Below are 26628 nucleotides of genomic sequence, written 5' to 3'. Positions count from 1 at the left end.
GCCGCCGCGGCGGCGCTGGCCCAGCGCGGCTTCCGGGTTCACGTGCTGGAGCGGAAGTCGATCCCCGGCGGCCGGGCGTCCTCTTACGAGGCGCAGGACACCGGCGAGCCGGTGGACAACTGCCAGCACATCCTGATGGGGTGCTGTACGAACCTCCGGCGGTTCTACGCGCACGCCGGCGTGGAGGACCGGATCCGCTGGGTCTCCTGCATCCGGTTTCTGGACCGGCGCGGGCGGGTGTGGGCGCTTCGCGGCAGTCGGCTGCCGGCGCCGTTTCACCTGATGCCCTCCTTCATGCGCCTCGGCTTCCTGGCGGCGGCGGACCGCTGGCGGATCGCCGCGGGGCTGATGGCGATGCTGCGGGCTCCCGCCCCGAAGGAGGATCTGCCCTTCGCGGAGTGGCTCCGCGCCCACCATCAGACGGCGCAGGGCGTGGCGCGCTTCTGGCGGCCGATCGTGGTGAGCGCGCTCAACGAGGAGCCGGAGCGATGCAGCACGCGCTACGCCTTCCAGGTGTTCCGCCAGGGGTTCCTCGGACACCCGCGGGCGTACGAGATGGGCGTGCCGCGCGTTCCGCTGCGGGAGCTGTACGGACCCTGCGTGGACGCGGTGCGGCGAGCGGGTGGGTGCGTCGCCTTCCGCTGCGCCGCGCGAGCGCTCCGGGTGGAGAAAGGCGCCGTCACCGGGGTGGAGCTGGATGACGGCCGGCTGGAGGCGGACTACGTGATCAGCGCCGTGCCGTTCGAAGAGGCCCGGCGGCTGCTTCCGGAGCCCGTTGCGGCGGATCCCTCCGTTCGCGCCTGGGACCGGCTGGAGGTCTCCCCGATCAGCGCGGTGCACCTGTGGTGGGATCGCGAGGTCACCGCACTGGACCATGTCGCCCTGGTGGACCGACCGATCCACTGGGCGTTCAACAAGACGCGGGACTTCGGCCGGGACGGCCCGGGGACGTATCTCGGGCTGGTGGTGAGCGCCTCGCGCGACTGGCTGCCGCTCTCGCGCCGGGAGATCCTGGAGATCGCGGAGGCGGAGGTGCGGGCCGCCCTTCCCGGGACGGCTGGCGCGCAGGTGGTGAAGGCGGCCGTGATCAAGGAGGCCCGGGCTACGTTCTCGCCCGTGCCGGGCGTGGACGCGCTGCGCCCCCCGTGCGAGACGCCGATCCGGAATCTTTTCCTCGCCGGGGATTGGGTTCGGAGCGGCTGGCCGGCCACGATGGAGGGGGCGGTGCGCAGCGGCTATCGCGCGGCGGAGCGCGTGCTGGCGGCCGAGGGGCGTGCCGAGGCGATCCGGGTGCCGGACCTGCCATGGCAGGCGATCGTGGGGGCGCCGGGCGCAGTTGACGCGGGCGCGGGGGTGTTCTAAAATGGTGCGTGTCCGCCCGGACCCCGCGCCGAGGTAGCTCAGTCGGTAGAGCAACGGACTGAAAATCCGTGTGTCGCCGGTTCGATTCCGGCCTGCGGCATTTTATTTTTTGGCCCCGTTCGGCAAGTTTCCCCGGGGCAAGACCAAAAAATTTCCTTCCTTTTTTTATCGCGGCCCAAGAAGCACCCCGTTATTCGATACATAGGGTTCGGCGCACAGGTTGCGGTTAAAACAACAGGGTCTCCGCTTTCCGGCCTTGAGCATTGAGCAGGCGTTTTCGATCCGGCGCCGGCGGGTCTCCGGTTGTCTGGTTGCGCTTATCCAGCGGATCCAGTCCCACCGCGCGATTGGCGTGATATCCATCCAGAGGGTGCGCGCCCGTGGGTCGGCCGCAAGAGCGCTCTTAAAATCCGCCGGCACCTTGGGTTCCGGCCAGTCCCGGGCCGGATCAAACACGAGCGTTACCGTGTTGCCCGTGTCTGCGCCTGCGGCTTCGCGCATGGTTTTGTTGATCTTGAACCAGTGGCTTCCATTTCCGTCCGGTTCGAGCGCAGCCTGAAAGCGGAACCCGTTTAGCTTTCCCTCAACCATGGTCATGCCTCGGGATGGAAGTTTGGCGCTTGCGCTCTTCGGCAGTCTAAGAAGGGTCCATGAGCCGATTTTGAACGGTTTGGCTTTGCAACGGATTGTCGGCATACTTACTTCAAATTGCGCTCAAAGAGCGTGGTAAAATTCCGCGTTAAATTTTTGCGTGCTCGTGCAAAACCTTTCCCAGGCGGCGCATCCCTTCGCGGATGTTGTCCGGCGTGGCGTTGGAAAAGTTGAGCCGCATCGTGTTTTCCCCGCCCCCCTCGGCAAAGAACGGCCCGCCGGGAATGTAGCTCACCTTCGCCTCAACGGCGATCGGCATAAGTTTTAAAGCCGATACCCCCTCCGGCAAAGTCGCCCAGAGGAAAAGCCCCCCTTCCGGGTGCGTCCAGGTAACGTGGGCCGGAAAATTCTCTTCCAGCGCGGAAAGCATGAGGTCCCGCCGTCGGGCATATTCCTTCTTGATTTTATCGATGTGCCTGTCGAGCGCGCCGTCTTTGGCGAACTCCGCAATGACGTACTGGCAGAAGGTGTTCGTGTGCAAATCCACCGCCTGCTTCACCTTCTCGAAAAATTTGTTAATCTCCGGCGGGGCGCAAATCCAGCCGATCCTAAGCCCCGGCGAAATCAACTTGGAAAAAGTGCCCAGTTGAATTACTCCATCGGGAGCCATGGAGGCAAGCGACGGAAGGGTCTGTCCCGAATAGCGCAGCTCCACGTACGGGTTGTCCTCCACGATGGGCACGTTGTGCCGCGCCGCAATCTCGACCAACTGCACCCGCCGCCGGTAGGAAAGCGTCCGCCCGGAGGGGTTTTGAAAATTCGGGACGACGTAGATGAGCCGCGGCGAATATTTTTTGATGGCCTCTTCGAGCCGGTCAACGACCAGTCCTTCCTCATCCATCGGCAAGGGGCAGTACTTCGCGCCGTAAAAATTGAACGCCTGCAAAGCCCCCACGTAAGTCGGGCTTTCCAAAATGACATAGGAACCTTTTTCCAAAAAAAGCCGCCCGATTAAATCCAGCCCCTGCTGGCTGCCGCCGGTCACGAAGATGTTGTCCACCTTGGTCGGATGGTCGTTGGCCGAAACGCGCGCCGCCAAAAACTCCCGCATAAGCGGCACCCCCATCGAAAGGGAGTACTGCAGCGAATCGGCCGGGTGTTTTTTCAAAACCGCCAAACAGGCCGCCGCCAGTTCGTCGGTCGGAAAAAGTTCCGAGGCCGGCAGCCCTCCGCCGAAGGAAATCACGCCGGGGATTAAACTGACCTTGAGCATTTCCCGGATGATGGAAATTTCCAACTCCACCGCCGGGCGGCTCTTGGCCCATTTCGTCCAGTCAAACGCTCTTCCTACGTCTGCTTCCAAGGTTTTCATAACTCCCCCACGATTCCGAACCGGTGGGCCGACCCCAAATCCGACTGATACGGCACAAAGGCGTAATCCAGCCGAAAGTTCCGGTACGCAATTCCCAGCCCGGCCGAAAAGTTTTTCTCGTCATGGCCGGTTTGATACCCGGCCCGCAAAGTCAGGTTGCGGATGCTCCGCTCCACCCCCCACCCCGTTTTCGCCCCGTCCCCCCGCGGAAAAAGAATGTCGGAGGCAAAAAGAAACTCCCGCCAGACAAAGCTCCCCCCGGTTCGAAACGAAAGCGGCAGCCGGGACGGCTCGGAAACCAGCGTAAAATCCGGCCCGACATTCAGAATCGAAGCGCCGAAAGCCAGCCGCCCGTTCATCCGGTAAAAAACCCCCAAATCCATCCCCGAGCCGAAATTGTCGTACGCCTCCAGTTTTTGATACAAAATCTTGCCGGAAACCCCGGCGGAAAACGAAGGGGTCGCGGCATAGGCGAAGGAAGCGGAAAGCGCCGCCTCGTTTTCCGAAAAAGTGCCGAGCGGCTGCGAGCTGGGGCTCTGCCGCAGTTCCAAATCCCCGATGTGCCGGAAATTGAGGGAAGCTCCCACCCCCCATTTCGGCTGCTTGATACCGAAGGAAAGGTACGTGTGGTCGGTTCCCTGGATGAAAAAATTCTCCTGCGCCGAAAACGTGCTCCCCTTGGTGCTCAAAAGCAAAGCCGGGTTCCAGAAAGCGGAGGAAACATCCCCCCCGACCGCCGTCATCGCCTCGCCGAGCGAAGCCCCCCGTGCGGAGGGGGAAACGCTCAAAAAAGTAAAGGCCACCGGTGAGGCGGCCTTGGTCAAACTTGCCGTGCTGAAACAAAAGAAACAGAAAAAGAAAGCCCGTTTCATCTTCTATAAGTTAAGCATCAAAACTCAAATTGCAAACTGAAAAGGTGGTCCCCCCGCTCGGAAATCGCCGAGGCCTTGAAAGCGTAATCCAGCCGCACCGCCTGCTTGGGGCTGATTGGTTGGCGGATGCCGGCGCCGAAGGAAAGTTGCCCGTGGCTGTACCCCGTCCGCACGGCCAGAATTTTTCGGAAGGTGTACTCCCCCCCGGCGTGGAAAAACGCCTTCTGCTTGCTGTTTTTCTCCACGTCCAAAGCGACCAAAAGCCGCTCCCGCCAAAGATAGGAAGCCCCGGCCCGAAAATTCAAGGGGAGCGTGTCCGTGGTGGTGTTCCCCGGGCTGCCGAACTGCCCGTAGTATTTGTTGGAGTTGAACTGCAGCCGGGCAAAAATGTTCTCCACCGCCCCGCCGACCTTCAGCCCCCCCAGGGGGATGGTGGTGCTCCCCATCTGGATGTCCTTGAAGCGGTACTGCGTCCCCAAATCAAACGACAGCGAGTAGGCCGAAACCCCCGCCACCACTTTTTGCAAATATTCGATGTTCGCCCCCAGCGAAAACCGCTTGGTAAACCGCTTGGAAAAATTGAACCCGAACAGGTTTTGGTGGTCGGAGAGCTCCCCGATCGGTTGGCCGATGTCGTCCCGCCCCATAATATCCCCGATGGAGGAATGCACCCAGAAAAACCCGATTCCCGCCTCTCGGCGTAGGGGAAAGATGAGCGATAGATACCCCTGTTTCCGGTCGAACTCCAAAACCCGGTAGCTGGCGGAAAACATCCGCTTCTCTATCCAGGCCGCCCCCCCCGGGTTGAAAAAGGGGGACGACCCGTCGTCCGCGACGGCCGCAAACGCCTCCCCCAAGGCGACCGCCCGCGCCCCCAACCCGATCCGCAGTTCCGACCCGGCATACCCTCCGTCCTGGGCCGATACGGCGGCCGGCAATATCGCAAGCGAAAACAAAGCGAAAATGCCCGGCTTCATTTCAAAACCACCAGCTTTCCCCATTTCTTTTTCCCGCCAAAGTCGATGCGGAAAAAGTAGGTGCCGTTCGCCACCACGTCCCCTTTTTCGTTCCTCCCGTCCCAGCTGTCCGTGTCATATTGCACCCCGCCCTGCCGGGGGGCGTTTTCGATGACGGTTTTCACCCGCCGCATCGCAAAATCAAAAATCTCAATGGTTACGTTGGAATTTTGCGCCGGCCGGTAATGGAACCGGCAAATTCCCAATTCCCGTTGTGGCGAAAACGGCACCGGCGCGACATACAGATCCGCCCCGGCCGTCCCCGGGCCCGTACCGGTTGAGAGAAACCGCCGGAAAATTCTCCAGTCCTGGCCGTTGTTGAAGGTAACCGCCGCCCCATCCGTACTGCCGACCCAGATGGTATCCGGCCCGGTTTGCCGGACGGAAAGAATTTCCACCGCAGAGGAAAAGGAAGTCGGCGCTCCGGAATAGGCATCCACCCCGGCAATCGGAACGGCCTGCCAGCTTTGTCCCATATCCGGGCTGCGCAAAAGTCCGGAAGAGGTTGCCACCCAGACTGTATCTCCCCAAAAAGCAAAATTCCAGGCCAGCGTATCCAGAAAACGGACGTTCCAGGTCGCCCCGTCATCCAAGCTCCAGGCCACCCCGCTCCGCTCCCCGGCTAAATCGGTGACGTGCGACCCGACCCAGACCGCCTTGTTTGCGCCGCTTTTCTGCACCCCCAATACCACGCCAAAGTTCCCCGGCACCGTGGGGTTGGTCAAACTGAAAAAGTAGCGTTTGACTTGGTGCGCCTCCTCTTTTTCGGTGCGGAAAACCCCCCAATTTTGCCCCGAATCGGCGGTGGTAAACCCCGCCCCGTTGGTGGTCCCCGCCCAGACCGAATTTGAATCCGCCAAAAGCGCCCGCACGCTCCGCCGGGCTAAAGAAAGCTTGGTTACCGTGTCCCGCACCAAAATCGAAGTGAAATTTCCTCCGTTATTGCCGGAAAACAAAAGCGAATCAAAAACCCCCAGCCACAAGGCCGAATCCTGTAACACGATGCTGTAGGCCGGAATTCCGTTAAAGCGGTTCGCCCAGGTTTTTCCGGTGTCGATGGAACGGATGACCGAAAACCCTTCCGGAAAAGCGTCCGGATGGCCGATGGCCCAGAAGGTCAACGTGTCTTTGAACTTTCCCACCGCTACCCGCTCAACTCGGTTCCCTTTCAAGGTGTCCGTAATGCCAATGTTCGTATCCGCCAGCATATAGGTGATTGAGGAAAAACTGTCCGGCCGGGTGCTGAAGTTTGGAAATATCATGGTGGCCAGCCCGAAGCGCGTCCCGCCCAAAAGCACGAGTGTGTCGTTGTTGGGACCGAAGGGTGCCACCGAAAGAAATTGCTGTTTCTTCAGTGTCGCGGAACTGTCGGTGGCCGTGCTGGCCAAAAGTACGCTCTGCCAGTTTTGTCCCCCGTCCGTGCTGTACTGAAGCCCGGCCGCGTCACAGGCAGCGTACAAGGTCGTGCCGACCCGGATAATCTGCCGCACCACCCGGCCCGTGCCGATAAAGCCGGGACTGGTCAAAAACCAGCTCGCGCCTCCGTTCGTGGAGCGGAAAAGTCCCGCTCCGTCCCGCAAGCTGTCGTCGTCCGTGAAAGCCGCTAAAATCTGGCTGCCGTCGGCATACAGGGCGGAGGAAGCCCCCGCGCCGGGAAACAGAATTTTATCCAGGCTGACAAAGCTTTTGCCCGTATCCGGTGAATAGGAAAGCCCGTCCGCCGTGCCGAACCAGTGGCGTATCCCGTCGAACGCAATGTCGAAAATCCGGTTGTCGGCCAGTTCCAGCCGGCGAGGGAGGTAGGTGAATTTGTTCAGCCCCGCCGCCGACCCGGCCCAGACCACGATGGTGTCGTTCGTGCGGAAGGTGTCCGCCGCCACGGAAAAAAACCGGTTGTTCCGGTTGATGAAACTCTGCGTCTCGAAATCAAACTTAGCCAGCGAATCCGGAAAGGCGTTTATCCAGCTCGCCCCGCCGTCCGTGGAGCGGACCAGACCGCCGAAAAAGGAGGCCGCCCAGACCGCCGAATCGGAAAAGGATAAATCGAACGCCAGCATCCCCGCCCCGGAATCCTGGTCGGGGGTATAGTGGTTCCAAGTGACACCCTTATCCCTCGTTACGGCAAAGCCGGTTCCGAAGGGAACCGACTGAAATCCCTCCGTCTCGTTGCCAAAAACCCGGGTGAAGGAAGTCGCCGCCCAGAGCGTATCGCCCCATACCCCGAGCGCCGCTATTTCATTGGAAAGCAGATCCCCGGTGTTGTCCCGGTCGAAATTCTGCCAGGTAATGCCGTTGTCCGTGGTGTAGGCAATTCCCCGCTCCGTCGCCAGCCAGACCCCGCTCGAAGTGGCCACGATTTCCACGATGCTGTTCCCCGCAATGCGCGTGGAGTCAAAAAGCTGAATCGTGCGCGGGACGGCCGAAAGCTCGGCGGCGAAAAGGAAAAAAAATCCCGCCGCCAGCGCTTTTGTGGAGAGGTTTTTTCTCAAGCCAAAGGTCGTTGAAAGAAGCCGCCTAAACGGAAAACCGGCTTCAGTTGATTAAATTCGCCAGCCGCCCCCAGCGCACCCGCGAGGGGAGATGGAACAAGTCGTACGCCAGAACCGTCCCGACCGTCCAGGGTTTGGCAAAGTTGATTTCCGGGTCTCCGTCCGAGCGCTCCCACGACCAGTGGATGACCAAGGCCTTCCCCATCACCAGTTCCCTCGGCACCGGTCCCCAAAAGCGGGAATCAAAGCTGTTGTCCCGGTTGTCCCCCATCACAAAAAGCCCCCCCTTCGGCACCCGGTACGGCCCGAAGTTGTCCCGGTTGTAGGCCGTGCTCCCGTCGAACTGGTTGAAGGAAAAAGGGGCGTAGGCCCCTCCCGGATAGTGCGGCAAAATCGGCCCGGGGTCGGTTTTCCCTTCGGGCGGCAGCGAGACCGGCTTGCCGTCCACATAAACCCGCTTGTTGACGATTTCCACCGTCTGCCCTTCCGTGGCAATCAGCCGCTTGATGTAGTTGGTCTTGCCGTCGCCGGGATACTTGAAGATGATGACGTCCCCCGGCACCGGCTCCCGCAGGGCAGGGAGATGATACGGCAGAAGCGGCAGCTTGGCGCCGTACAAAAACTTGTTGGCCAGAAGAAAATCCCCCACCAAAAGCGTATTCTCCATCGAGCCGGAGGGGATTTTGTACGCCTCCACGAGCGTGGTTTTTATGACCAGGGCCAGAACGATGGCGATGGCCAACGATTTAATCCAGTCCCAGACCCCGTACCAGAAACGGTCCGCTTTGGACTGCTCTTTTTTTCCTTCGTACCCTTTGCTCATAACGCTCCTTGGCTCATCTATTTTTTATACGTAAAGTTTTGGCGTAAAGCTTCACTGAAAAAGCCGCATCACGTCGTTGTAAGTTACGAAAACAATGAGCAAAAGTAAAAGCCCGAACCCGATTTGGGTGACGATGGCCCGTGCCTTGACCGAAATCGGCCGCCGGATGATCCCCTCGATCGCCAAAAACAAAAGATGCCCTCCGTCCAAGGCCGGGATGGGAAACAAATTTAAGAGGGCCAGATTGACGGATAAAAGAGCGGTGAAGAACAAAAGCGACGAAAACCCCCGGCTGGCCTCCTGCCCGGCGATTTTGGAAATGAACACCGGCCCCCCCACCGACTTGAGCGAAAACTCCCGGGTGAAAAGCCCTTTAACGAAACGGACAACTTGGCCGGTAAAGGCCACGGTGGTGATTCCCGCCCGCTCCCCGGCGGTGAAAAACCCGACCGGCTTGCGCGAAAACGCCTGCTGGATGCCCACCCGCCCCACGAAGATTTTTTCCCCTTTTTCGTTGTAGCTTTCCTCCTTCATTGTAACGAGGGTTTTACGGAGGGTGTCGTTTCCGGAAACCCAGGCCAGCTCAACCGCCTGCCCGGGAAGGGAATAAATCTTTTCCGCCAGCGAGTCGAACCGCCCGATTCGCTCCCCGTTCAGGGAAAAAATAATGTCCCCCGGCTTGATGCCCGCACGCTCCGCCGGGCTGCCGGGCGCCACCGTGCCGATGACGATTTTGCTTTTGTCGATTTCCACATCCCCGCTGACGTAGAAAACCCCCCAGAGCAACAGAAAGGCGGTAAGGAAATTCATCAACGGCCCGGCGGCGAAAATGATTGCCTTCACCCAGGCCGGCTTGACCTGCAAGCTGTACGGCTGGTTGCTTTCTTCCTCGTCCAAGGACTCCCCGGCCAGCTTGACGTATCCGCCGAGCGGGAGCCAGGAAATCATATATTCCGTCTCCCCGATTTTCTTCCCGATAAGCTTGGGCGGAAAGCCAAGCGAAAACCGCTCCACCCGCACCCCTGCCCGCTTGGCCGCCAAAAAATGCCCCAGCTCGTGGACGAATACCAAAAGTCCCAAAACAAAAATGGTCGCTAAAAGGGTTGTCATGCGTTCACTTTTACTCTATCGGATATAAACGAATGCGCCCACCGCTCGGTTCCCTCGATTTCCTCCACCGTGGGGGATTCAATCGGCCTATGCGCCTGCAAGGTCTCTTCAACCAGTTCAAAAATCTCGCCGAAGCTGATTTTCTCTTCCAGATACAGCCCAACGGCGCACTCATCCGCCGCCGCCAGCGCCGCCGGCGCCGTCCCGCCCATTTGCAAAGCGCGATACGCCATTTTTACGGAAGGAAACTTATCGTGGTCGATCGGCGCAAAATTCAATTGGCCAAAGCTCATCGGTCCGAAGGAAACAGATGGGTTTTCCCATCGCTCTGGATACGATAAAGCATACTGTATTGGAATACGCATATCCGGCGGCCCCAGTTGCGCGACAGTCGAGCGGTCGGCGAATTCTACCAACGAATGGACAATGGATTGGGGATGAACGACCACCTCAATCTGCTCCGGCGCCAAACCAAAAAGGAAGTGCGCCTCGATGACTTCCAAGGCCTTGTTGAAAAGCGTGGCCGAATCGATGGTGATTTTCTTCCCCATGGTCCATGTGGGGTGCTTCAGGGCTTCCGACGGACGGGCGGCCAGCATCTTCTCCTTCGGCCAAGAGAAAAACGGCCCGCCCGAGGCGGTCAAAAAAACCCGCCGCACTTCCTTGCCTTTTCCGGCCAACAGACATTGAAAGAGGGCTGAATGCTCGGAATCTATTGGAACCAACTCCCCCTTGCCCCGTTCCCTGGCCGCCAAAACCAGCCCTCCCCCCATCACCAACGCCTCCTTGTTCGCCAGGCAAAGCCGTTTCCCCGCTTCCAAAGCGGCAAGGGAGGGCCGCAGCCCGAGCGAACCGACCAGTCCGTTGACCACCGTGTCTGCTTCCGGAAGCGAAGTGAGCCGGCAAAGTCCGTCGATGCCGCTCCAAACCTCCACCCCTGAAAAACCAAAACGGCGGAACTCCTCCGCCGTTTTTTCGTCCTTCAGGACGACTTTTTTGACGCCGAACGCTCGCGCCTGCTCGGCCAGAAGTGTAAGATTCCCTCCGGCCGCAAGTCCGCAAACCCGAGTTTTATCGGGGAAACGCGAAGCCACCTCCAGGGTTTGTGTCCCGATGGAGCCGGTGGCCCCCAGAACCGCTATGGACCTCACTTCTTTTGATACGCCCGCTTGATATGAATCGGTGAAAGCGGCTTGTCCATCCCGTCCCGCGGCACGGTGGAGATTTTGACCGCCACCTCCGCGCCGGAAATCGCCTGTCCAAAGGCCGCGTACTGCCCGTCCAGGTGCGGGGCGGCCGCCACGCAGATGAAAAACTGGCTCCCGGCCGAGTTCGGGTCCGCCGTGCGGGCCATCGAAAGCGTCCCCAAAACATGCTTGCGCGCTCCGAATTCCCCCTTGATGGTCCAGCCCGGCCCGCCCGATCCGTTCCCCTTCGGGTCCCCCCCTTGGATCATGAAACCGGGAATCACCCGGTGAAAAATCAGGCCGTCGTAAAATTTTTGGTTCACCAGTTTCAAAAAGTTTTCCACCGTAACCGGCGCTTCCTTGGGAAAGAGTTCCAGAACGATGGTGCCGGAATCGGTCTCCAAAATCACTTGGGGGTTGGCCGTATCCGAGGGCATGGCGGCCTCCGGTGCGGGTTTGCTCTCTGGGGTTTGCACTTCGGCGGTCGCCTCCATCTTCTGTTCGGTTTTTTGCTCCTCTTTTTTGCAGCCGGCGAAAATCGCCGCGGCCGCCAGAACGGTCAAAAGAATCGTCTTCATGCTGCCTCCATTTGGTTGAAAATTTTCCTATGCCGCCGCATTGGCGGATAGCATTGCCTCTTGCACCACCGCCAGCCGGTTTTCCGCCCGTTTGAGTGAGGCGGTTGCCCGGGGAATGTCGATCCCCTCTTTTTTGGCCAGCCGCTGGCGCGCTTTTTCCGCCGCCCGTTCCGCCCGCTGCCGGTCGATTTCGTTCGGGAACTCGATGGAATCGGCCAAAAGGATGACCCCTTTTTTGGAAACCTCCAAAAATCCGCCGGAAAGCGCTGCCAAAAAGTTTTTGCCTGAAGCATCACGAAAAGTCAGTTTGCCCGTGGCCAGCGGGGTCAAAAGCGGCGCATGCCCGGTCAAAACCCCCAAATATCCGGCCATTCCCGGAGCGGTCAAGGATGCAACCTCCCCTTCATAAAAAACCCGGTCCGGCGTCACAATCGAAAGTTGATACATTCTAATTTGTCATTCCGAGCGAAGCGAGGAATCTGGGCGGGGAGGGGGAAAAAAATCCCCTGACCCCAAATTTCTCTATTAGACCGCCCCCGCCTTTAATTTCTCCGCCTTTTCGTACACTTCCTCGATCGGCCCGACCATGTAGAATGCCTGCTCTGGAATCTCGTCCATCTTCCCGTCCACAATCATCTGGAACCCCCGCACGGTGTCCTCCACTTTTACGTATTTCCCCGGCTGCCCGGTGAACGCCTCCGCCACGAAGAACGGCTGCGATAGGAAGCGCTGGATTTTCCGCGCCCGCGCCACGGTGATTTTATCCTCTTCCGAAAGCTCGTCCATCCCCAAAATGGCGATGATATCCTGCAAATCCTTGTAGCGCTGCAAAATCTTCTGCACCTGCCGCGCCACATTATAATGGTTCTCCCCGATTACATTCGGGTCCAGAATGCGCGAAGTCGAAGCGAGCGGGTCCACGGCGGGATAAAGCCCCAGTTCCGCAATCTGCCGCGAAAGCACGGTGGTGGCGTCCAAATGGGAGAAGGTGGTGGCCGGCGCCGGGTCGGTCAAATCATCCGCCGGCACGTAAATCGCCTGCACGGAGGTAATCGAGCCGGTCTTGGTGGAGGTGATTCGCTCCTGCAAAGCCCCCATTTCGGTACCCAAAGTCGGTTGATACCCGACGGCGGAGGGCATCCGGCCCAAAAGCGCGGATACTTCCGAACCCGCCTGCACAAAGCGGAAAATGTTGTCAATGAAAAGCAAAACGTCCTGCCCGGCTTCATCCCGGAAGTATTCGGCCATAGTGAGGCCTGTCAAGCCGACCCGCAGCCGCGCCCCCGGCGGTTCGTTCATCTGCCCGAAGACGAGCGCCGTCTTTTTCAAAACGCCCGATTCCTTCATCTCCAGCCACAAATCGTTCCCCTCGCGGGTTCGCTCCCCCACGCCGGAGAATACCGAGCAGCCGCCGTGCTGCGTGGCGATGTTCCGGATGAGTTCTTGGATGATTACGGTCTTGCCGACTCCGGCGCCGCCGAAAAGACCGACTTTCCCCCCCTTGGCGTACGGCTCGAGCAAATCGATGACCTTGATGCCGGTCTCGAACATCGTTGCCTTGGTTTCCTGCTCGGAAAGGGGCGGCGCCGGGCGGTGAATCGGATACTTTTTGGCCGAATCCGGAATCGGTCCGATGTCGTCCAGCGGCTGCCCCAAAAGATTGAAAAGCCGGCCCAAGGTCACTTCGCCGACCGGCACCGAAATCGGCGCGCCGGTGTCGTAGGCGGTCATTCCCCGAACCAAACCGTCTGTGGAAGCCAAGGCCACGCAGCGCACCAAATTATCCCCGACGTGCGAGGCCGCCTCCACGGTCAAATCAATCCCGTGCGCCGGGTCTTCGATTTTGATGGCGTTCAAAATGTTCGGAAGCTGGTCGGAAGGAAACTCCAAATCCACCGTCGGGCCGATCACCTGCACCACTTTTCCGAGGGCGCCGGCCTTTTTGCCGTCCGCCTTTCCCGTTTTTCCCGTCTTTTCCGTTTTCACCATCGTCTCTTCAACTGCATCCGCCATTGCCTTCTCCTCGAATTAAAAATTTAAACCAATATAACCCTGTTTTTCTTCCACCGCTACTGTAAAGCTTCCGCCCCGCCGACCACTTCCAAAATTTCTTTGGTTATCGAGGCCTGGCGCGCTTTGTTGCGAACCAACGTGAGATGATCGATCATCTCCCCCGCGTTTCGTGTCGCTCCTCCCATCGAAATCATCCGCGAACCGTGTTCGGAGGCGAACGATTCGGCCAAGGCCAGAACGACCCGCGTCAAACAGAACCGGGGAACAAGATGCTGAAAAATCTCCGCCGGAGAGGGCTCGAAGATGTAATCCCCGGAAACCTCCCCCTTTTTCTCCGGCACGAGCGGCAAAAACGGCGCCAGATGCACCCGGTAGGTGCTGGTGGATAAAAAGCGCGTGTATAGGAGAACGATTTGATCCACCTCTTTGTTTTCGTACGCCTTCATCAATTCCGTGGCGAGTGTTTTCGCCTTGGCGAAATTCAGATTCCCGCCGAAATCGGTAAAAACCTTCCGCACGTTCCACTTCCGCTTTTTGTAGAAGTCGAACGCTTTTTTGCCGACCAAAACCAGCTCGCAGTTCTCCGGATTGTAATCCTTCAGAAAAACCTCCGCGCGGCGGATGACGTTGGCGTTGTACGACCCGCAGAGCCCCCGGTCGGAGGCGATCGCCACCAGAACGGTTTTTTTGACCGGCCGGACTTCCAAAAGCGGATGGGAAACCTCCGCCGCCGCTCCGGAGAGGTTTTTCAAAATCTCCTCCGCCTTCTCGCCGTACGGCCGCGCCTGCGCCAATCGGCCTTGAGCGCGACGCAGCTTGGCCGCCGCCACCATCTCCATCGCCTTGGTGATCTGCTGGGTGGAGGAAACCGACCGAATCCGCCTTCTTATGTCCCGTATCGACTGCATTTCCCGACCTGCGTTCTCCGCTCTACGACCTACTTAAGCCCCGCCTTGAACCGGTCGTGAAATTTCTTGGCCGCCTCGTCCAGTTTTGCCTCCGTCGCCTTGTCCATATCCTTGGTGCGGGCGATGGTGTGCACCACGTCCGGGTATTCCTTTTCCATGAAGGGATAAAACTCCTGCTCGAACCGCTTGACCGTTTCGAGCGGCAAATCATCCAGATACCCGTGCGTGGCTACGAAAATAATCATCACCTGCCGCTCGATGGGAAACGGCTCGTATTGTCCCTGTTTCAAAATCTCGACGGTGCGTTCCCCGCGGGTCAATTGCGCCCTCGTCGCCTCATCCAGATCGGAGCCGAACTGGGCAAACGCCGCCAGCTCCCGGTACTGGGCCAAGTCGAGACGCAAACGCCCGGCCACTCTCCGCATCGCCTTGGTTTGCGCCTTGCCGCCGACGCGCGAAACGGAGATCCCCACGTTGATGGCCGGCCGGATCCCGGCGTAAAACAAATCCGACTCCAGAAATATCTGCCCGTCGGTGATGGAAATCACGTTGGTGGGAATGTAGGCCGAAACGTCCCCCGCCTGCGTCTCGATGACCGGCAAAGCGGTGAGCGACCCGCCTCCTTTTTCATCCGAAAGTTTTACTGCACGCTCCAAAAGGCGGGAGTGCAGATAGAAAACGTCCCCTGGATACGCCTCCCGTCCCGGCGGTCGGCGGAGCAAAAGCGAAAGCTGCCGGTACGCCTGGGCATGCTTGGACAAATCGTCGTAAATCACTAAGGCATCCCGCCCGGTGTAGCAGTACTCCTCACCGATGGCGCATCCCGCGTAGGGGGCGATGTACTGCAAAGGCGCTGGGTCGGTGGCCGAGGCGACCACTACGGTCGTGTAATCCATCGCCCCGTTGTCGGAAAGCGTTTTCACCACCTGCGCCACGGTGGAGGATTTCTGGCCCACGGCGACGTAAATGCAGAACAGATTTTTCCCTTTTTGGTTGATGATGGTGTCAATGGCGACCGCCGTTTTGCCGGTCTGCCGGTCCCCGATGATAAGCTCCCGCTGGCCCCGCCCGATCGGAATCATGGAATCGATCGCCTTGAGCCCGGTCTGCACCGGCTGGTTCACCGGCTGCCGCTCGGTAACCCCCGCGGCCCGCCCTTCCAAAGGACGAAACTTATCGGTGACGATGGGCCCCTTGCCGTCCAACGGCTGCCCGAGCGCGTTCACCACCCGCCCGCACATCACGTCGCCGACCGGAACCTGGGCGATTTTTCCCGTGCGGCGGACGGAATCCCCTTCCTTGATTTGCTGGTCGGAGCCGAAAATCGCCACCCCGCAGTTGTCCTGCTCCAGGTTCAAAACCATCCCCACGATGTCGTGGGGAAAGGTCACCAGCTCGCTCATCATCACGTTCTCCAGCCCCCACACCCGGGCGATCCCGTCGCCGACTTGGAGAATGGTTCCCACCTCCTCCATCTCCAGCCGGGTCTGATACTGGCTGATTTCCTTCTGCAGAATCGAACTTACTTCTTCCGGCTTTATCGCCATCTTTATCTCACCTCCATCATCAAATTCACTTTAATTGTACGGGCAATTCACGAATTGCCCTGCTACAGCTTGCACTACTTCAACACTACCGCGTAGGGGCAACTGGCGATCGCCCGCTCCGATCTGCGCGCTACGATCTACTGCCTACGCAACTTTTACAGCCAGCAGCTGCTCTTTCAACTCATTTAGCCGCTGCCGCACGCTCCCGTCGATGATTTGGTCTTTCAAAATCACGACCATCCCCCCCAAAAGCTCCGGCTTCACCTCCGGCAAAAGCAAAATTTTCCGCCCGGTCTTCTTTTCCAGCTTGGTCTTCAACGCCTCGGCCTCTTTCGAGCCAAGCGCCACCGCCGTCTGCACCCGCGCCCGCATGATTCCCTTGGCCTCCTCGGCAAGGAGGATGAAGTTTTCCGCTATCTGCGGAAAATAGCCAATCCGCCCCTTGTCGATTAAAAGCCCGAAGAACCCCAGCCAGACCGGCTCCACCTTTCCCGCAAAGAAACGTTCCAGAAACTCCTTTTTTTCCTCGGTCAAAAGATGCGGCGCCAAAAGCAGGCGTGAAAAGGAGGGCTCCTTTCGCCAGATTTCCAAAAAATGCTTCGCTTCGTCGAAGTAGATGTCCAGCTTGCCGCCCGCCGCACGGAAAAGCGCCACGGCATACCGCCGGGCAATCCGCTCCTCGCCGACTTTTCTCATACCTGCTCAATCCGGGTCAAGTACTCGTCCACCAGCCGCCGGTGCCCCGGCTCGTCCAGTTTCTGGGAGATGATTTTCTCCGTCGCCGTCAAGCTGATGGCGACCATGTCCTCTTTCAACTGGACTTTCGCCTTGGCGATTTCCCGCTGAATTTCCGCCTGGGAACGGGTGACCAGCTCCCGCCCCTCCTTGCGCGCCTCCTCCTTGATTTCCGCCGCGATTTTCTGCGCCTCGGCAACCGCCTCGGTGATTTTGGCCCGCGCCAAAGCGTCAATCTCCTTCAGCTTCGCTTCGTAGGAGGAGAGGAGCTGATTCGCCTCTTCCTTTTTCTGGGCGGCCGCCTCGAACTCCGATTTGATTTTCTGCCGCCGCTCTTCGAGAAGCGTTAAAATCGGCTTCCAAGCAAACCGCTTCAAAACCCAGAGGACGATGAGGAACCCGACGATCTGGGTTAGGACCTGTTGCCAGACTAAGTTCATCTTAGCCGACCGGGACGATGGCCGAGCGCATCATAAAGAACACGATGAGCGCGTAGATGGTGAGCGCTTCGCAAAGCCCCGCCCCTACAATCATGGCGGTCAAAATCTTGCCGTACGCCTCCGGCTGCCGGCCGATCGCTTCCAAGGCGCCTTGAACCGCGCGCCCCAAGCCCAGCCCGGAGCCGATGGCCGCCACGCCGATGGCCAAAGGCAGCGCGAACGCTAATGCTACGTGATAATCCATTTCTCCTCCTTTTTTTGTTTAATGTTCAACTTCCCCGTGCGGCAGCACGAGCGAAAAGTAAACGGTCGAAAGCAAAGTGAAAACCAAGGCCTGAATGGTGGAAGTTAAAAGGGCCATAAAAAGAAACGGCACTTGCAGGGGAACGCCGACCGGCAGAAAGCTGGTCAAGGCGATGCCCAGCCCCACGAAGGCGAAAATCAGAATATCCTCGCCCGTGATGTTTCCGAAAAGCCGGAACGCCAAACTCATCGGCTTGGCGATTTCGCCGACCAAATGCGCCGGCAAAATCAAAGGCACCATGGACCAGCCGACGGCTCCCTTTGGTTCCCCCATTAAATGATAGGCGTATTTCAAAGGCCCGAGCCGGGTGATGGCCGTGTACTGCACGTAGCAAAAAACGCAGATGGCCAAGGCCATCGTGATGTTCACGCCCGAAGGCCCGCCCGTGGGGGACATCAACCCGGGAATAAGCCCGAACAAGTTCATTAATAAGATGTAGAGGAAGAGTGTCCCCAAAAACGGCAGATACTTGCGCCCGTCCTTTCCCAAAATGCCGGTGACGATGCCGTCCAGCCCCTCCACGGCCAGCTCCAAGAGATTCTGAAGCCCCCCCGGAACCATCTCCCGCTTTCGGTACGCCAGATAAAAGGCGAGCGAAATGAGCCCGGCAACCACCCATGCGAAGAAGATGTTCTGGTATTCAATCAAAAACTTCCCGATTGCCGAGTGGGGATGGTGGCCGAAAATCAAAGTCAGAATATTGGGAAGCTCGCTCACTTCCTCTTCGTGCTTAACCGTTTCGTCTAAAAGGTTTAAAATCATCCTACCTGTCGCTTGTGATTTTTTTCTCTAACTCACCCAAAAAAATTATACCCGGAACGCCTCGCCCGAAATCAAGTTCCCCTCCTTATGCCATCTACGATTTTTGTGAGGGAGATCCGCTCCCGAACTGCCTAATTCCCCCTCTCTGCTTTGCGGAGAGGGGGTCAGGGGGTGAGGTGCATCTTTCTCATCCAGTTTCAAAAGCATCCGCCCCAACCCCTTTAAAATGATGACCGCAAACACGATCGAAAACCCCGCTACCAATCCCATCTTGGGAAGGTAATTCCAAGTCACCAGGAAAAACCCCACCCCGTACAAAAGTGGCAGCTTGATAAATATCGAGGCCAACGCGGTTGTCCAGTCAATCGGTCCTGTCCGCAAAAGCTGCTGCACCATAAACGCTAAAGCGAGCAGATTGAGAGAACTCCACCACCCACCCAAAAGAAAGGCCAACGCAAACGGAAATTGGTAATAAACCGAAAGAAACAAAAAAGCCACCGCCGACAAAACGGCGCTTAAAACCGTGACCCGTTTTATGAATTCCGGAACGATCATTTATTTTTCACCCAACCGAATTCTTAAAGTTGTGAGGGAGCTCCGCTCCCGAACCAACCTGTTTTAACTCCCCCTCTCTGTTTACGGAGAGGGGGCCGGGGGGTGAGGCGCATTTTGAATTCCGCTCACCTTTCCTCGCTTCGAACTGCTGCAAGAGGGCAGGGCTCACGAATCGCTTTTACTCCTCCCCGGCTCTCTTTGCCAGCTTGTACACTTCCCGTCCCGCCGCCACAAATCCGACTAAGATGCCGGCGTACGATAGCCAAGGGCCGGTGCCGATTTTCCCATCCAGAAAGTCCCCCAAAAACCATCCCAAAATCGGCCCGATGGCCAAAAGCGCCGGAATGGCGGCCAGATATCCGGCCCGGCGTAGTTCCTTCCATTTTTTGGGGCTTTTCTCCACGCGACCCCGGCTAAGCTCCGTAGTATAGGTTTTTGGAAATTCTTGTCAAGCCTTTTGTCCGTCCACCCTAAAATGGGCAATAACCGCCCCTCCAACAATTTTCCGAAATCTGCGTAATTTTTCCAGTGAGGGCAGTCCCGGCCAAAAACCGGGTAAATCACCGCATAGTCACGAACTAAAAGAGGAGGACAGAGATGTTTCAAAACGGGATTAATGCACCCCTGCTCTTGGGTCCACGGCACGGCTATTTAAAACCGAAGCGTGTGGGCATTTCAAGTTTGGCCGTTTGTCTTCTCCTCTGCCTTCTCTGTTTTTTGGGTCCGAACGCCAAAGCCCAAGTGGATACCGCCTGGAGTGAAAATTACGACGGTCCGGCTTTGGTGGACGATTATCCTAATGCGCTCGCCGTGGACGCTTCCGGCAATGTCTACGTCACCGGCGGCAGCAATGCCTCCGGCTCAGGCACGGACATCGCCACAATAAAATATGATCCGAGCGGAAACGAGTTGTGGGCCGCCCGCTACAGTTTTTCAAGCGCCGTTGACCAGGGGGACGCCGTCGCTGTGGACGGCGCTGGCAATGTCTATGTAGCTGGCCAGAGCGTCGGCTTCGGCACTTGCTCGGATTTTGTAACCATCAAATACAACTCTTCCGGGGATACCCTCTGGGTGAGGCGGCATAACAGCGGCGGGGCCAACTGTGACCTGCCTAAGGGAATAGGGTTGGATGCCTCCGGCAACGTCTATGTCGCCGGAACCGGTGGTGGGGATTTTCTCATCATCAAATACGACTCGAATGGCAACCTGCTCTGGACACGGAGCTATAATGGGCCTGGAAACAGTTTGGACGAGGCGGCGGAACTGGCGATGGATGGAGCCGGTAACGCGTATGTCTGCGGTTGGGGCTATAATGTTGGCTCGAATATCGACTATACCACGGTCAAATACCTCCCCAACGGCGATACCGCTTGGGTGCGCCATTACAACGGAACCGGAAACAGCACGGACCAGGCCAAAGCCATCGCCGTCAGTGCGTCGGGCGATGTATACGTAACCGGCCAGAGCATCGGCTCCGGCACGGCTAACGATTTTGCCACCATTCGATATAACAGTACCGGCGACACGGTTTGGGTGCGCCGCTACCACAACGGCAACGATATCGGCATTGACCTGACCCTGGATGGGGCTGGCAACGCGTACGTGACCGGCCACGCGGATGCGGGCGGCTTTCCGGCCTACGAGGACTTCGCCACCATCAAGTATGACGCCGCGGGAAATCAAGAATGGGTAAACCTGTATAACAGCCCGGGGAACATTCCCCACGATTTTCCAACGGCGATAGCGGCGGACCCCGCCGGAAACGTCTACGTAACCGGAAGGGGGTACGTCGGGTTTCCCTTCAACGCCGCCGACGACTACACCACCCTTCGCTACAGCAACGCCGGGGTCCAGCAGTGGGTTGTTCGTTTCAACGGCAGCGGCAACGAAAACGACCGGCCGAGCGGCCTGGCCGTCGATGCCGTGGGCAATGTGTATGTAACCGGCGGAAGCAAAATTCCGGGCAACCTCTGGGATTACGTCACCATTAAATACAGCCAGAACCCGCACCTTTCGGTTACCCCTTCCTCTTTAAACTTCGGTTACGTGACGCCGGGAGATACGGCCGCGCTGGCCCTTACCGTTCTGAATTCCGGGGCCAAGGAATTAAACTTGGGCAGCATCATCGGGCCGAGCGCCCCCTTCTCCCTGATAACGGACGGCTGCTCCGGACAGAGCTTGTCTCCCTTCGACACTACCGATGACTGCCACCTTCTGGTTCGCTTCGCCCCCGCGGCCTTGGGTTCCGTTTTGGACAGCATCAAAATCCCCTCCAACGACCCGGCCCTGCCGCTGAAAACTCTTTACCTGCAGGGCATCGGCGGGGGAGATACCATTCTGATATTCTCTGTTTCGCCGGACGAGGTGATCACCGGCGATACCGCCACGTTGGAAATTACCGGCCAGCAGTTTTCCAGCGGCGCCTTGCGCGCCCTGACCTCCGATCCGGAGGTCTTTCTGGTCCGCTCGGAGAGCGGCCCGGGAAGAGATACGATCCTGGCCGATACGGTAAACTTGATTGATTCTACCCGGCTCAAAGCGTTTTTCAAATTCGAGGAAACGGACCTGGGCTGGTATGACTTGGTGGCTGAACGGGCCAACGGTGAGCGGTCCGAATACCCGCGCGGGGTGTATCTTTTGATCTCCTTGGTTCTGCCGGAACTCCGTTCGGTCGGCTTCAACGGCTTTTCCATCGGGGTGGAGCGCTTCGGCAAGCTGTTGTGCGAAAACGCCGGCTCGACCAAAGGATTTTTACTGTACCAGTTGAAGCCCCCCGCTCCCGGCGCCATAGAAGCCCGCTTGATGACTCTTACCGGCGACACCATCTGGTCCAGCCAAAGGGATTCCGCAGATACGGTGCGGGCTTGGGTAGTCCCCCTCGATGTCGCCCAATCCTATTGGCTGGCGGACGGCTGGAAAGTCAAACCGGAACGGGTGATTTTTCCCAAAATAGCCCCTCGCCGCTTGGATGACGACGAGTTTGTCATTTTCGGCTCCGGCCAGCAGGTGACGGTGGATGGCACCACCGGCGTGGCAAAAGATAAGCTCAAGGATTTGATTAAAGAGGTAATCATCGGCACGGCCTGCCAGTCGGTCGCCCAATACCTGACCGACCCCAGCAACGTTACCCTTTTGGAAAATGTCCTGCAGAATCTGGCCAATCAACTGGAACAGGCTCAGCAGGCCGCCACCCCCCAGGGAATTTTGAAGGAGGTGGCCAATCAGTTGAATCCCCTAAGCGGTTGGGTCGGCATAGTGGACGCGATGCGCAGCTGTTTGGAAACGATTGTCGGCGAGTTTATGCGCAACTGGGACCAAAAACGCTCGAACATGGCGGCCAGCATCTGCCAGTTGCAGGGGAATCAGCGGCTGGAGCAGATGGACCGCATCTTGCGCCGCAACGCCATCGGCCGCCGGGCGGTGGAGGATGCTTTGTTGAACTGTCAGTCCAAGGGCGTCCGCGGCTACTCCGGCGCCGTGCGCGGCTCTTGGGACCCGAACGATAAAACTTCCGCCGGCGCTTTCATTTTGGCCAAACTCCCCCAGGAAGATACGCTTCGCCCGGTCTACCCAATCCCGATTGCCGGCTTCGGCGATTCCATCCAGTACACCATTCTTTTCGAGAACAAGGCCCAGGCCACCGATTCGGCCGTGAACGTTTTCATCACCGACACGCTGGACACCAATCTGGATCTTTCCAGCTTGCGAATTGATTCTTCCTCCTTGCGAGGAAATTTCAGCTACAGCTTGAACGGGCAGGTTTTGACCGCCCAGTTTGCCAACATTATGCTGGCCCCCAACGTGGTGCCGCCGGAAGGGGAATGGTTCTTGAACTATTGGATTAAACCCAAACCGAATCTTCCGGTCCGCACCTTCCTTCGCAACCGGGCTTCCATCGTGTTCGATTTCAACCCCGCCATCCAGACGGGGGAAGTCGTGCATATGTTGTGTTCCGGGTTGGGGGATTTGAATGGCGACGTGAACTTTACACCGGCGGATGTCGTTTTGATGTTAACCTGCGTCTTCTTGGGGAGCGGCGACTGCGCTCACTGCTTCACGGACGTCAACTGCGATGGCAATCTTTCCCCGGCGGATATCGTGTTGGAGCTGAACAAAGTGTTCCTGGACAGCCCCCTCCCCTGTTAGCGGGCAAACCGCTGGAATCCCCAAACAAAAAACGAGGCCCGAACGGGCCTCGTTTTCGTTTTTTATCGCCGGAGGAAATTACTTGGTCGCGCCGGCGGTGGTATCCTGCATCACCGTGGTGTCCGGCATGGTCTGCGTGGTGGTGTCCGGCATCGTCTGCGCGGGCTGTTCCATCGCGGGCTCTTCCTGCTTCTTGCCGCAGCCGCCCACCAAAGCCAAGCACAAAAGCGAAATCATCAGTACAACAAAGAAACGCTTCATTCTAAAAGCTCACCTCCTCGATTAAGTTGCCTCCTGAAAAACACATTTTCCCGTCATCCTATCTTCTACCATTAAAGCAGGCCGGAAATATATCGGCCTCAAAACCGGCGTCAAGGGTTATTTTTGCCGCTCCCCAAAAAAGTTTTCCTTGACCTTTTGGGCGTTCTTTCTATTTATAGGCCTTCGAGGAGGACTTTTATGCTGTTGTTGGACAATCAAGTCTGGCAGTTGGTCACCGGTTCCGATTTCTTCTCCAAAATCATTTTGGCCATTTTGGTCTTCATGTCCGCGGTCTCCTGGGGGGTCATCGTAATCAAGCTGGGGCAGTTCAAGCGGGTGAAACTGGAGTCCGAACGCTTCCTGAACATCTTCCGCCGTCGCCGCAGTTTGTCGGAGGTGTACACCAACCTCTCCGGCATGCGCGGCACCCCCCTCTCCCGCATGCTGGAGTACGGGGCCAAGGATAGGGACGAGCTCTCCCGCCGCCACGCCTTGGGAAATCCGGTCGGCAACCCCCACCCCGCCAAGCTGGATGCCCCGGCGAAAAGCGAGGGGTACCTGACCAAGGACGACGTTGACACGATTGCCATAACCTTGAAGCGCGTCTCGCAGGAGGAGATCGCCAAGCTGGAAAAAAACGTCTCCTTTCTGGCCACCACCGGCAACAGCGCTCCGTTCTTCGGCCTGCTTGGAACCGTCTGGGGGGTGATGGATGCCTTTCTCTCGATTGGCATCCGCGGACAGGCCACCTTGGCCGTGGTCGCTCCCGGCATCGCCGCCGCCTTGATTGCCACCATCGTCGGGCTGGCCGCCGCAATTCCCGCCGTGATGGGGTATAACTATTGCAACAGCCGGTTGAAGGAGATAGCCGTGCAAACCGATAGTTTTGCCTTGGAACTTTTGACCGCCTTCTGGAAGGAAAGCGGCAAGTGAGCGTCAATCTGGAAAGCGGCGGCCGTTCCGATTACCGCCTGATGGCGGATATCAACGTTACCAATCTGGTAGACGTGGTGCTCGTGCTTTTGATAATATTTATGATTGCCGCCCCGATGCTCCAGTCCGGGATTGAGCTGAATCTGCCCAAGGCCGCCGCGGGAACCAAGGACGCCGCCACCGGCACGGTGGTCTCCATCACCGAAAAGCAGGCGATTTTCATCAACGACCAGTTCGTCTCCCTGGCCAAATTCGAAGGAAAGCTCGCCGGGCTCAAGCGGGCCGGAAAAACCAAAACGGTCTTTTTAAGGGCCGACCGGGACGTCCCCTACGGCTTCGTGGTGAATGTAATGGGGCGCATCCGCGCCTTGGGGATTGACCAGGTGGACTTGGTCACCGAACCGGAAAAGGTTAAGTGAAAAACCCCTATTTCATCTCCTTTCTCGTTCATTTTTTGTTGATTTTGACGCTCGCCTTTTGGCCCGCGCCCAAAAAACTGATTATTCCCCCTTCGCAAACGATTCAAATCCGCTTCCGCGCCGCCGCCCAGGCCGCCCTGCCGGAAGCCAAGGCCGAAGCCCAAATCCCGAAGCCGAAAAAAATTGAAAAGCCCGTCCCTCCCGGCCCCAAGCTGGTGGAGAAGTTGAAACCCCCTAAAAAAGAAACCCCCAAACAGCCGCCGAAGACGGAACAAAAAGAACAGGCCAAGCCGACGACTTCCCCCGCCCCCGCCAACACCCCCTTCGGCGAAACCGTTTTGGAAAATGCCAACTTCCCCTACAGCTACTACCTCGAGCAGATGCTGAACAAAATCGACCAGGCCTGGGAAAACCCGGTGCGCTCGGACCTGCCCCTCTCGACCGTGATTTATTTTCGGATTCAGAAGGACGGGAGCGTCACCGATTTGCAAATCGAGGCCCCCTCCGGCTTCGGCTCGTTTGACAACGCCTGCAAGAGGGCGATTTTAAGCTCCGACCCCTTCCCTCCCCTGCCGTCCGATTTCGCCGACTTGTATTTGGGAATCCATCTCGAATTCAAACAATAGGAAGCTGATATCGTTGAAAGGACTGCGATGAAAAAACTCCTTTTCCTTCTTCTTTTCTTGACGACGACCGTAAACGTATTCGCCCAAAGGCCGGACACCTCCATCCGCCTGACCTTGCAGCGCACCCCCACGGGGCAGGAGCCGTTCGCCATCGCCGTGGAGGATTTCAAGCCGGAGGACAAGCTGATTCCGGTGGAGGATTTGCACTATCTTTCCGCCCTGCCGAACATTATCAAAGACGACCTGGAATTCTCCCTCTTCTTCAACGTGGTGGATTTCGACTCCACCTACAAGCGCATCTTCGCCGTCTCCGACCCCACCTTTGACGACTGGTTCCGGGTCGGCGCCCGCTTCATTCTGCGCGGCGCCTTGAGTTTTCGCGCCAACGAGGTCTCCGCGCAGGTGAAGTTGATCGACGTCACCGCAAGGCGGGACGTGATGTCGAAGCGCTTCAAGACCGCCAAGGGGTTCGAGCGGCGGCTGGCCCACACGATTGCGGACGCCGTCATCTCGCAGTTGACCGGCCACAAGGGGGTCTCCTCCACCCAAATCGCCTTCGCCCGGCAGAACGGCAAAACCAAGGAGCTTTTCGTCTGCGACTACGACGGGCACAATCTCTACCAGCTGACTTTCGACAAATCCATAAACATCTCCCCCGCCTTCTCACCGGACGCCTCCCAGCTCATCTACACCAGCTACAAATCCGGCGCGCCCGATTTGTGGGCCTTCGACCTCTCCACCGGCAAGGCCCGCCCGGTCTCCACAAAGAAGGGGCTGAACGCCTCCGCCGTCTGGTCGCCGGATGGAAAAAGAATCGCCATCACCCTGACCATCGACGGGAATCCGGAGCTTTATTTAATTGAGCCCTCCGGCAAGGTGATTTCCCGCCTCACCTACAACGACGGGATTGACACGTCGCCGACTTTTTCGCCGGACGGCAAATACATCGCCTTTACAAGCGACCGTTCCGGCTCCCCGCAGATTTACGTGGCGGACGCCGACGGGCTGAACGTCACCCGGTTGACCTACGAGGGAACCTACAACGCCTCCCCGGACTGGTCCCCCAATCCCGCCAACCCCCTCATTGCCTACGTGGGAAGAACAACGGCCGACGAGCAGGGGGATTTCAACATCTGCGTCATTTCATCCACCGGCGGCCCGCGCCAGGTTTTGACCTCCACCGGCTTCAACGAGAACCCCCACTGGTCGCCGGACGGCTTCCACGTGGTTTTTTCCCGCAAGCAGGGGGGCACAAACGATATTTACACCGTCGCCTACGACGGCTCCGGCCTGCGCCAGGTTACGACGACGGGAAATTGCTCCAACCCCGTCTGGTCTCCAAGACCGATACAGTAATCCCGTCGTTGTTGACAAAAATGGCGGGGATTTGGTTGTGAATTTGGAAAGTTTGGGCGGAGGTGTAGCGGGAAATTTGAGAGGGCTGCAAAATCGGGGGGATTTTGCAGGGGAAAATGCAACCTCCCCTTAATCCCCTCCTTCGTAAGGAGGGGAGGAAAGACAACCTCTCCCTGACCCTCTCCTACAAGGAGAGGGGACAAGACGAAGCAGATTCCACTCC

General features: G+C 58.2%; 26 protein-coding genes and 1 tRNA gene. 7 read left to right on the top strand and 20 right to left on the bottom strand.

The window, feature by feature from the left end; genetic code table 11:
- Positions 1-1362 (top strand): hydroxysqualene dehydroxylase HpnE (gene hpnE / locus VNL73_05140; GenBank protein HXF48793.1); only part of this gene is annotated, 1362 nt, incomplete at its 5' end.
- 27 nt (positions 1363-1389) lie between these two features.
- Positions 1390-1462 (top strand) — tRNA-Phe (locus VNL73_05135).
- A 65-nt stretch (positions 1463-1527) separates the two neighbouring features.
- Here the strand turns inward: VNL73_05135 and VNL73_05130 are convergent.
- The 19 genes from VNL73_05130 to VNL73_05040 form a co-directional block, all read right to left on the bottom strand.
- Positions 1528-2058 (bottom strand): YdeI/OmpD-associated family protein, encoded by a 531-nt coding sequence (locus VNL73_05130; protein ID HXF48792.1) that lies wholly within the window; start codon positions 2056-2058, stop codon positions 1528-1530.
- A 43-nt stretch (positions 2059-2101) separates the two neighbouring features.
- Positions 2102-3325 carry a PLP-dependent aminotransferase family protein gene (locus tag VNL73_05125; protein ID HXF48791.1) on the bottom strand — a complete coding sequence of 408 codons (1224 nt, stop codon included), beginning with the start codon at positions 3323-3325 and terminating at the stop codon, positions 2102-2104.
- The gene (locus tag VNL73_05120) at positions 3322-4149 is read right to left on the bottom strand and encodes a PorV/PorQ family protein (protein HXF48790.1); all 828 of its coding nucleotides are present in this window, start codon (positions 4147-4149) and stop codon (positions 3322-3324) included. The genes VNL73_05125 and VNL73_05120 overlap by 4 nt, the downstream gene beginning before the upstream one ends.
- 65 nt (positions 4150-4214) lie before the next feature.
- A complete protein-coding gene (locus VNL73_05115; GenBank protein ID HXF48789.1) occupies positions 4215-5174 on the bottom strand; it encodes a PorV/PorQ family protein in 960 nt (319 codons plus the stop codon).
- On the bottom strand, positions 5171-7702 hold the full coding sequence (locus VNL73_05110) for a hypothetical protein (GenBank protein HXF48788.1): 2532 nt from the start codon (positions 7700-7702) through the stop codon (positions 5171-5173). The genes VNL73_05115 and VNL73_05110 overlap by 4 nt, the downstream gene beginning before the upstream one ends.
- Before the next feature lie 43 nt (positions 7703-7745).
- Positions 7746-8525: a signal peptidase I gene (lepB, locus tag VNL73_05105; protein HXF48787.1), complete on the bottom strand. Its 780-nt coding sequence runs from the start codon at positions 8523-8525 to the stop codon at positions 7746-7748.
- Positions 8526-8576: 51 nt separating this feature from the next.
- Positions 8577-9635 (bottom strand): RIP metalloprotease RseP, encoded by a 1059-nt coding sequence (gene rseP / locus VNL73_05100; protein ID HXF48786.1) that lies wholly within the window; start codon positions 9633-9635, stop codon positions 8577-8579.
- Positions 9632-10786 (bottom strand): 1-deoxy-D-xylulose-5-phosphate reductoisomerase, encoded by a 1155-nt coding sequence (gene dxr / locus VNL73_05095; protein HXF48785.1) that lies wholly within the window; start codon positions 10784-10786, stop codon positions 9632-9634. Before dxr ends, rseP begins: the two co-directional genes overlap by 4 nt.
- A complete protein-coding gene (locus VNL73_05090) occupies positions 10783-11400 on the bottom strand; it encodes a peptidylprolyl isomerase (GenBank protein ID HXF48784.1) in 618 nt (205 codons plus the stop codon). Before VNL73_05090 ends, dxr begins: the two co-directional genes overlap by 4 nt.
- A gap of 27 nt (positions 11401-11427) precedes the next feature.
- Complete coding sequence (gene atpC / locus VNL73_05085; GenBank protein HXF48783.1) at positions 11428-11847, bottom strand: ATP synthase F1 subunit epsilon; 420 nt, start codon at positions 11845-11847, stop codon at positions 11428-11430.
- A gap of 78 nt (positions 11848-11925) precedes the next feature.
- A complete protein-coding gene (gene atpD / locus VNL73_05080; protein HXF48782.1) occupies positions 11926-13389 on the bottom strand; it encodes a F0F1 ATP synthase subunit beta in 1464 nt (487 codons plus the stop codon).
- 80 nt (positions 13390-13469) lie between these two features.
- Positions 13470-14321, bottom strand: coding sequence for an ATP synthase F1 subunit gamma (atpG, locus tag VNL73_05075; GenBank protein HXF48781.1), 852 nt, complete (start codon positions 14319-14321; stop codon positions 13470-13472).
- A gap of 29 nt (positions 14322-14350) precedes the next feature.
- Complete coding sequence (gene atpA / locus VNL73_05070; GenBank protein ID HXF48780.1) at positions 14351-15868, bottom strand: F0F1 ATP synthase subunit alpha; 1518 nt, start codon at positions 15866-15868, stop codon at positions 14351-14353.
- Positions 15869-16012: 144 nt separating this feature from the next.
- Positions 16013-16564 carry an ATP synthase F1 subunit delta gene (gene atpH / locus VNL73_05065; GenBank protein HXF48779.1) on the bottom strand — a complete coding sequence of 184 codons (552 nt, stop codon included), beginning with the start codon at positions 16562-16564 and terminating at the stop codon, positions 16013-16015.
- The gene (gene atpF / locus VNL73_05060) at positions 16561-17043 is read right to left on the bottom strand and encodes a F0F1 ATP synthase subunit B (GenBank protein ID HXF48778.1); all 483 of its coding nucleotides are present in this window, start codon (positions 17041-17043) and stop codon (positions 16561-16563) included. The genes atpH and atpF overlap by 4 nt, the downstream gene beginning before the upstream one ends.
- Position 17044: 1 nt before the next feature.
- Positions 17045-17287 carry an ATP synthase F0 subunit C gene (gene atpE / locus VNL73_05055; protein HXF48777.1) on the bottom strand — a complete coding sequence of 81 codons (243 nt, stop codon included), beginning with the start codon at positions 17285-17287 and terminating at the stop codon, positions 17045-17047.
- Positions 17288-17305: 18 nt separating this feature from the next.
- Positions 17306-18109: a F0F1 ATP synthase subunit A gene (gene atpB, locus VNL73_05050; protein ID HXF48776.1), complete on the bottom strand. Its 804-nt coding sequence runs from the start codon at positions 18107-18109 to the stop codon at positions 17306-17308.
- 45 nt (positions 18110-18154) lie between these two features.
- Positions 18155-18664, bottom strand: coding sequence for a hypothetical protein (locus VNL73_05045; protein ID HXF48775.1), 510 nt, complete (start codon positions 18662-18664; stop codon positions 18155-18157).
- Between the two features lie 178 nt (positions 18665-18842).
- Positions 18843-19067, bottom strand: coding sequence for an AtpZ/AtpI family protein (locus VNL73_05040; GenBank protein HXF48774.1), 225 nt, complete (start codon positions 19065-19067; stop codon positions 18843-18845).
- A 194-nt stretch (positions 19068-19261) separates the two neighbouring features.
- On the opposite strand from VNL73_05040, the gene VNL73_05035 reads away from it, so the two are divergent.
- Positions 19262-22810, top strand: a complete 3549-nt coding sequence (locus tag VNL73_05035) for an SBBP repeat-containing protein (protein HXF48773.1) — start codon at positions 19262-19264, stop codon at positions 22808-22810.
- A 78-nt stretch (positions 22811-22888) separates the two neighbouring features.
- Here the strand turns inward: VNL73_05035 and VNL73_05030 are convergent, their stop codons facing one another.
- Positions 22889-23071 (bottom strand): hypothetical protein, encoded by a 183-nt coding sequence (locus tag VNL73_05030; GenBank protein ID HXF48772.1) that lies wholly within the window; start codon positions 23069-23071, stop codon positions 22889-22891.
- A 198-nt stretch (positions 23072-23269) separates the two neighbouring features.
- Here VNL73_05030 and VNL73_05025 point away from each other — a divergent pair, with 198 nt between their 5' ends.
- From VNL73_05025 to tolB, 4 genes are read left to right on the top strand one after another with little or no spacing between them, the layout of a single operon-like run.
- The gene (locus VNL73_05025) at positions 23270-24004 is read left to right on the top strand and encodes a MotA/TolQ/ExbB proton channel family protein (protein ID HXF48771.1); all 735 of its coding nucleotides are present in this window, start codon (positions 23270-23272) and stop codon (positions 24002-24004) included.
- Positions 24001-24423 (top strand): biopolymer transporter ExbD, encoded by a 423-nt coding sequence (locus VNL73_05020; protein HXF48770.1) that lies wholly within the window; start codon positions 24001-24003, stop codon positions 24421-24423. Before VNL73_05025 ends, VNL73_05020 begins: the two co-directional genes overlap by 4 nt.
- Positions 24420-25049 (top strand): TonB family protein, encoded by a 630-nt coding sequence (locus tag VNL73_05015; GenBank protein ID HXF48769.1) that lies wholly within the window; start codon positions 24420-24422, stop codon positions 25047-25049. Before VNL73_05020 ends, VNL73_05015 begins: the two co-directional genes overlap by 4 nt.
- 27 nt (positions 25050-25076) lie before the next feature.
- On the top strand, positions 25077-26405 hold the full coding sequence (gene tolB / locus VNL73_05010; GenBank protein HXF48768.1) for a Tol-Pal system beta propeller repeat protein TolB: 1329 nt from the start codon (positions 25077-25079) through the stop codon (positions 26403-26405).
- Positions 26406-26628: the final 223 nt, after the last annotated feature.

This window comes from Verrucomicrobiia bacterium (assembly GCA_035574275.1).
Taxonomy (GTDB): domain Bacteria; phylum Zixibacteria; class MSB-5A5; order DSPP01; family DSPP01; genus DSPP01.
This window is presented reverse-complemented; position numbering and strand designations above follow the sequence as displayed.

Excerpts from the sequence above, each read along its gene's own strand:
- VNL73_05130 (HXF48792.1), bottom strand. The coding sequence starts at position 2,058 with ATGCCGACAATCCGTTGCAAAGCCAAACCGTTCAAAATCGGCTCATGG.
- VNL73_05125 (HXF48791.1), bottom strand. The coding sequence starts at position 3,325 with ATGAAAACCTTGGAAGCAGACGTAGGAAGAGCGTTTGACTGGACGAAA.
- VNL73_05115 (HXF48789.1), bottom strand. The coding sequence starts at position 5,174 with ATGAAGCCGGGCATTTTCGCTTTGTTTTCGCTTGCGATATTGCCGGCC.
- lepB (HXF48787.1), bottom strand. The coding sequence starts at position 8,525 with ATGAGCAAAGGGTACGAAGGAAAAAAAGAGCAGTCCAAAGCGGACCGT.
- rseP (HXF48786.1), bottom strand. The coding sequence starts at position 9,635 with ATGACAACCCTTTTAGCGACCATTTTTGTTTTGGGACTTTTGGTATTC.
- VNL73_05090 (HXF48784.1), bottom strand. The coding sequence starts at position 11,400 with ATGAAGACGATTCTTTTGACCGTTCTGGCGGCCGCGGCGATTTTCGCC.
- atpC (HXF48783.1), bottom strand. The coding sequence starts at position 11,847 with ATGTATCAACTTTCGATTGTGACGCCGGACCGGGTTTTTTATGAAGGG.
- atpD (HXF48782.1), bottom strand. The coding sequence starts at position 13,389 with ATGGTGAAAACGGAAAAGACGGGAAAAACGGGAAAGGCGGACGGCAAA.
- atpG (HXF48781.1), bottom strand. The coding sequence starts at position 14,321 with ATGCAGTCGATACGGGACATAAGAAGGCGGATTCGGTCGGTTTCCTCC.
- atpA (HXF48780.1), bottom strand. The coding sequence starts at position 15,868 with ATGGCGATAAAGCCGGAAGAAGTAAGTTCGATTCTGCAGAAGGAAATC.
- atpH (HXF48779.1), bottom strand. The coding sequence starts at position 16,564 with ATGAGAAAAGTCGGCGAGGAGCGGATTGCCCGGCGGTATGCCGTGGCG.
- atpF (HXF48778.1), bottom strand. The coding sequence starts at position 17,043 with ATGAACTTAGTCTGGCAACAGGTCCTAACCCAGATCGTCGGGTTCCTC.
- atpE (HXF48777.1), bottom strand. The coding sequence starts at position 17,287 with ATGGATTATCACGTAGCATTAGCGTTCGCGCTGCCTTTGGCCATCGGC.
- atpB (HXF48776.1), bottom strand. The coding sequence starts at position 18,109 with ATGATTTTAAACCTTTTAGACGAAACGGTTAAGCACGAAGAGGAAGTG.
- VNL73_05045 (HXF48775.1), bottom strand. The coding sequence starts at position 18,664 with ATGATCGTTCCGGAATTCATAAAACGGGTCACGGTTTTAAGCGCCGTT.
- VNL73_05035 (HXF48773.1), top strand. The coding sequence starts at position 19,262 with ATGTTTCAAAACGGGATTAATGCACCCCTGCTCTTGGGTCCACGGCAC.
- VNL73_05030 (HXF48772.1), bottom strand. The coding sequence starts at position 23,071 with ATGAAGCGTTTCTTTGTTGTACTGATGATTTCGCTTTTGTGCTTGGCT.
- VNL73_05025 (HXF48771.1), top strand. The coding sequence starts at position 23,270 with ATGCTGTTGTTGGACAATCAAGTCTGGCAGTTGGTCACCGGTTCCGAT.
- tolB (HXF48768.1), top strand. The coding sequence starts at position 25,077 with ATGAAAAAACTCCTTTTCCTTCTTCTTTTCTTGACGACGACCGTAAAC.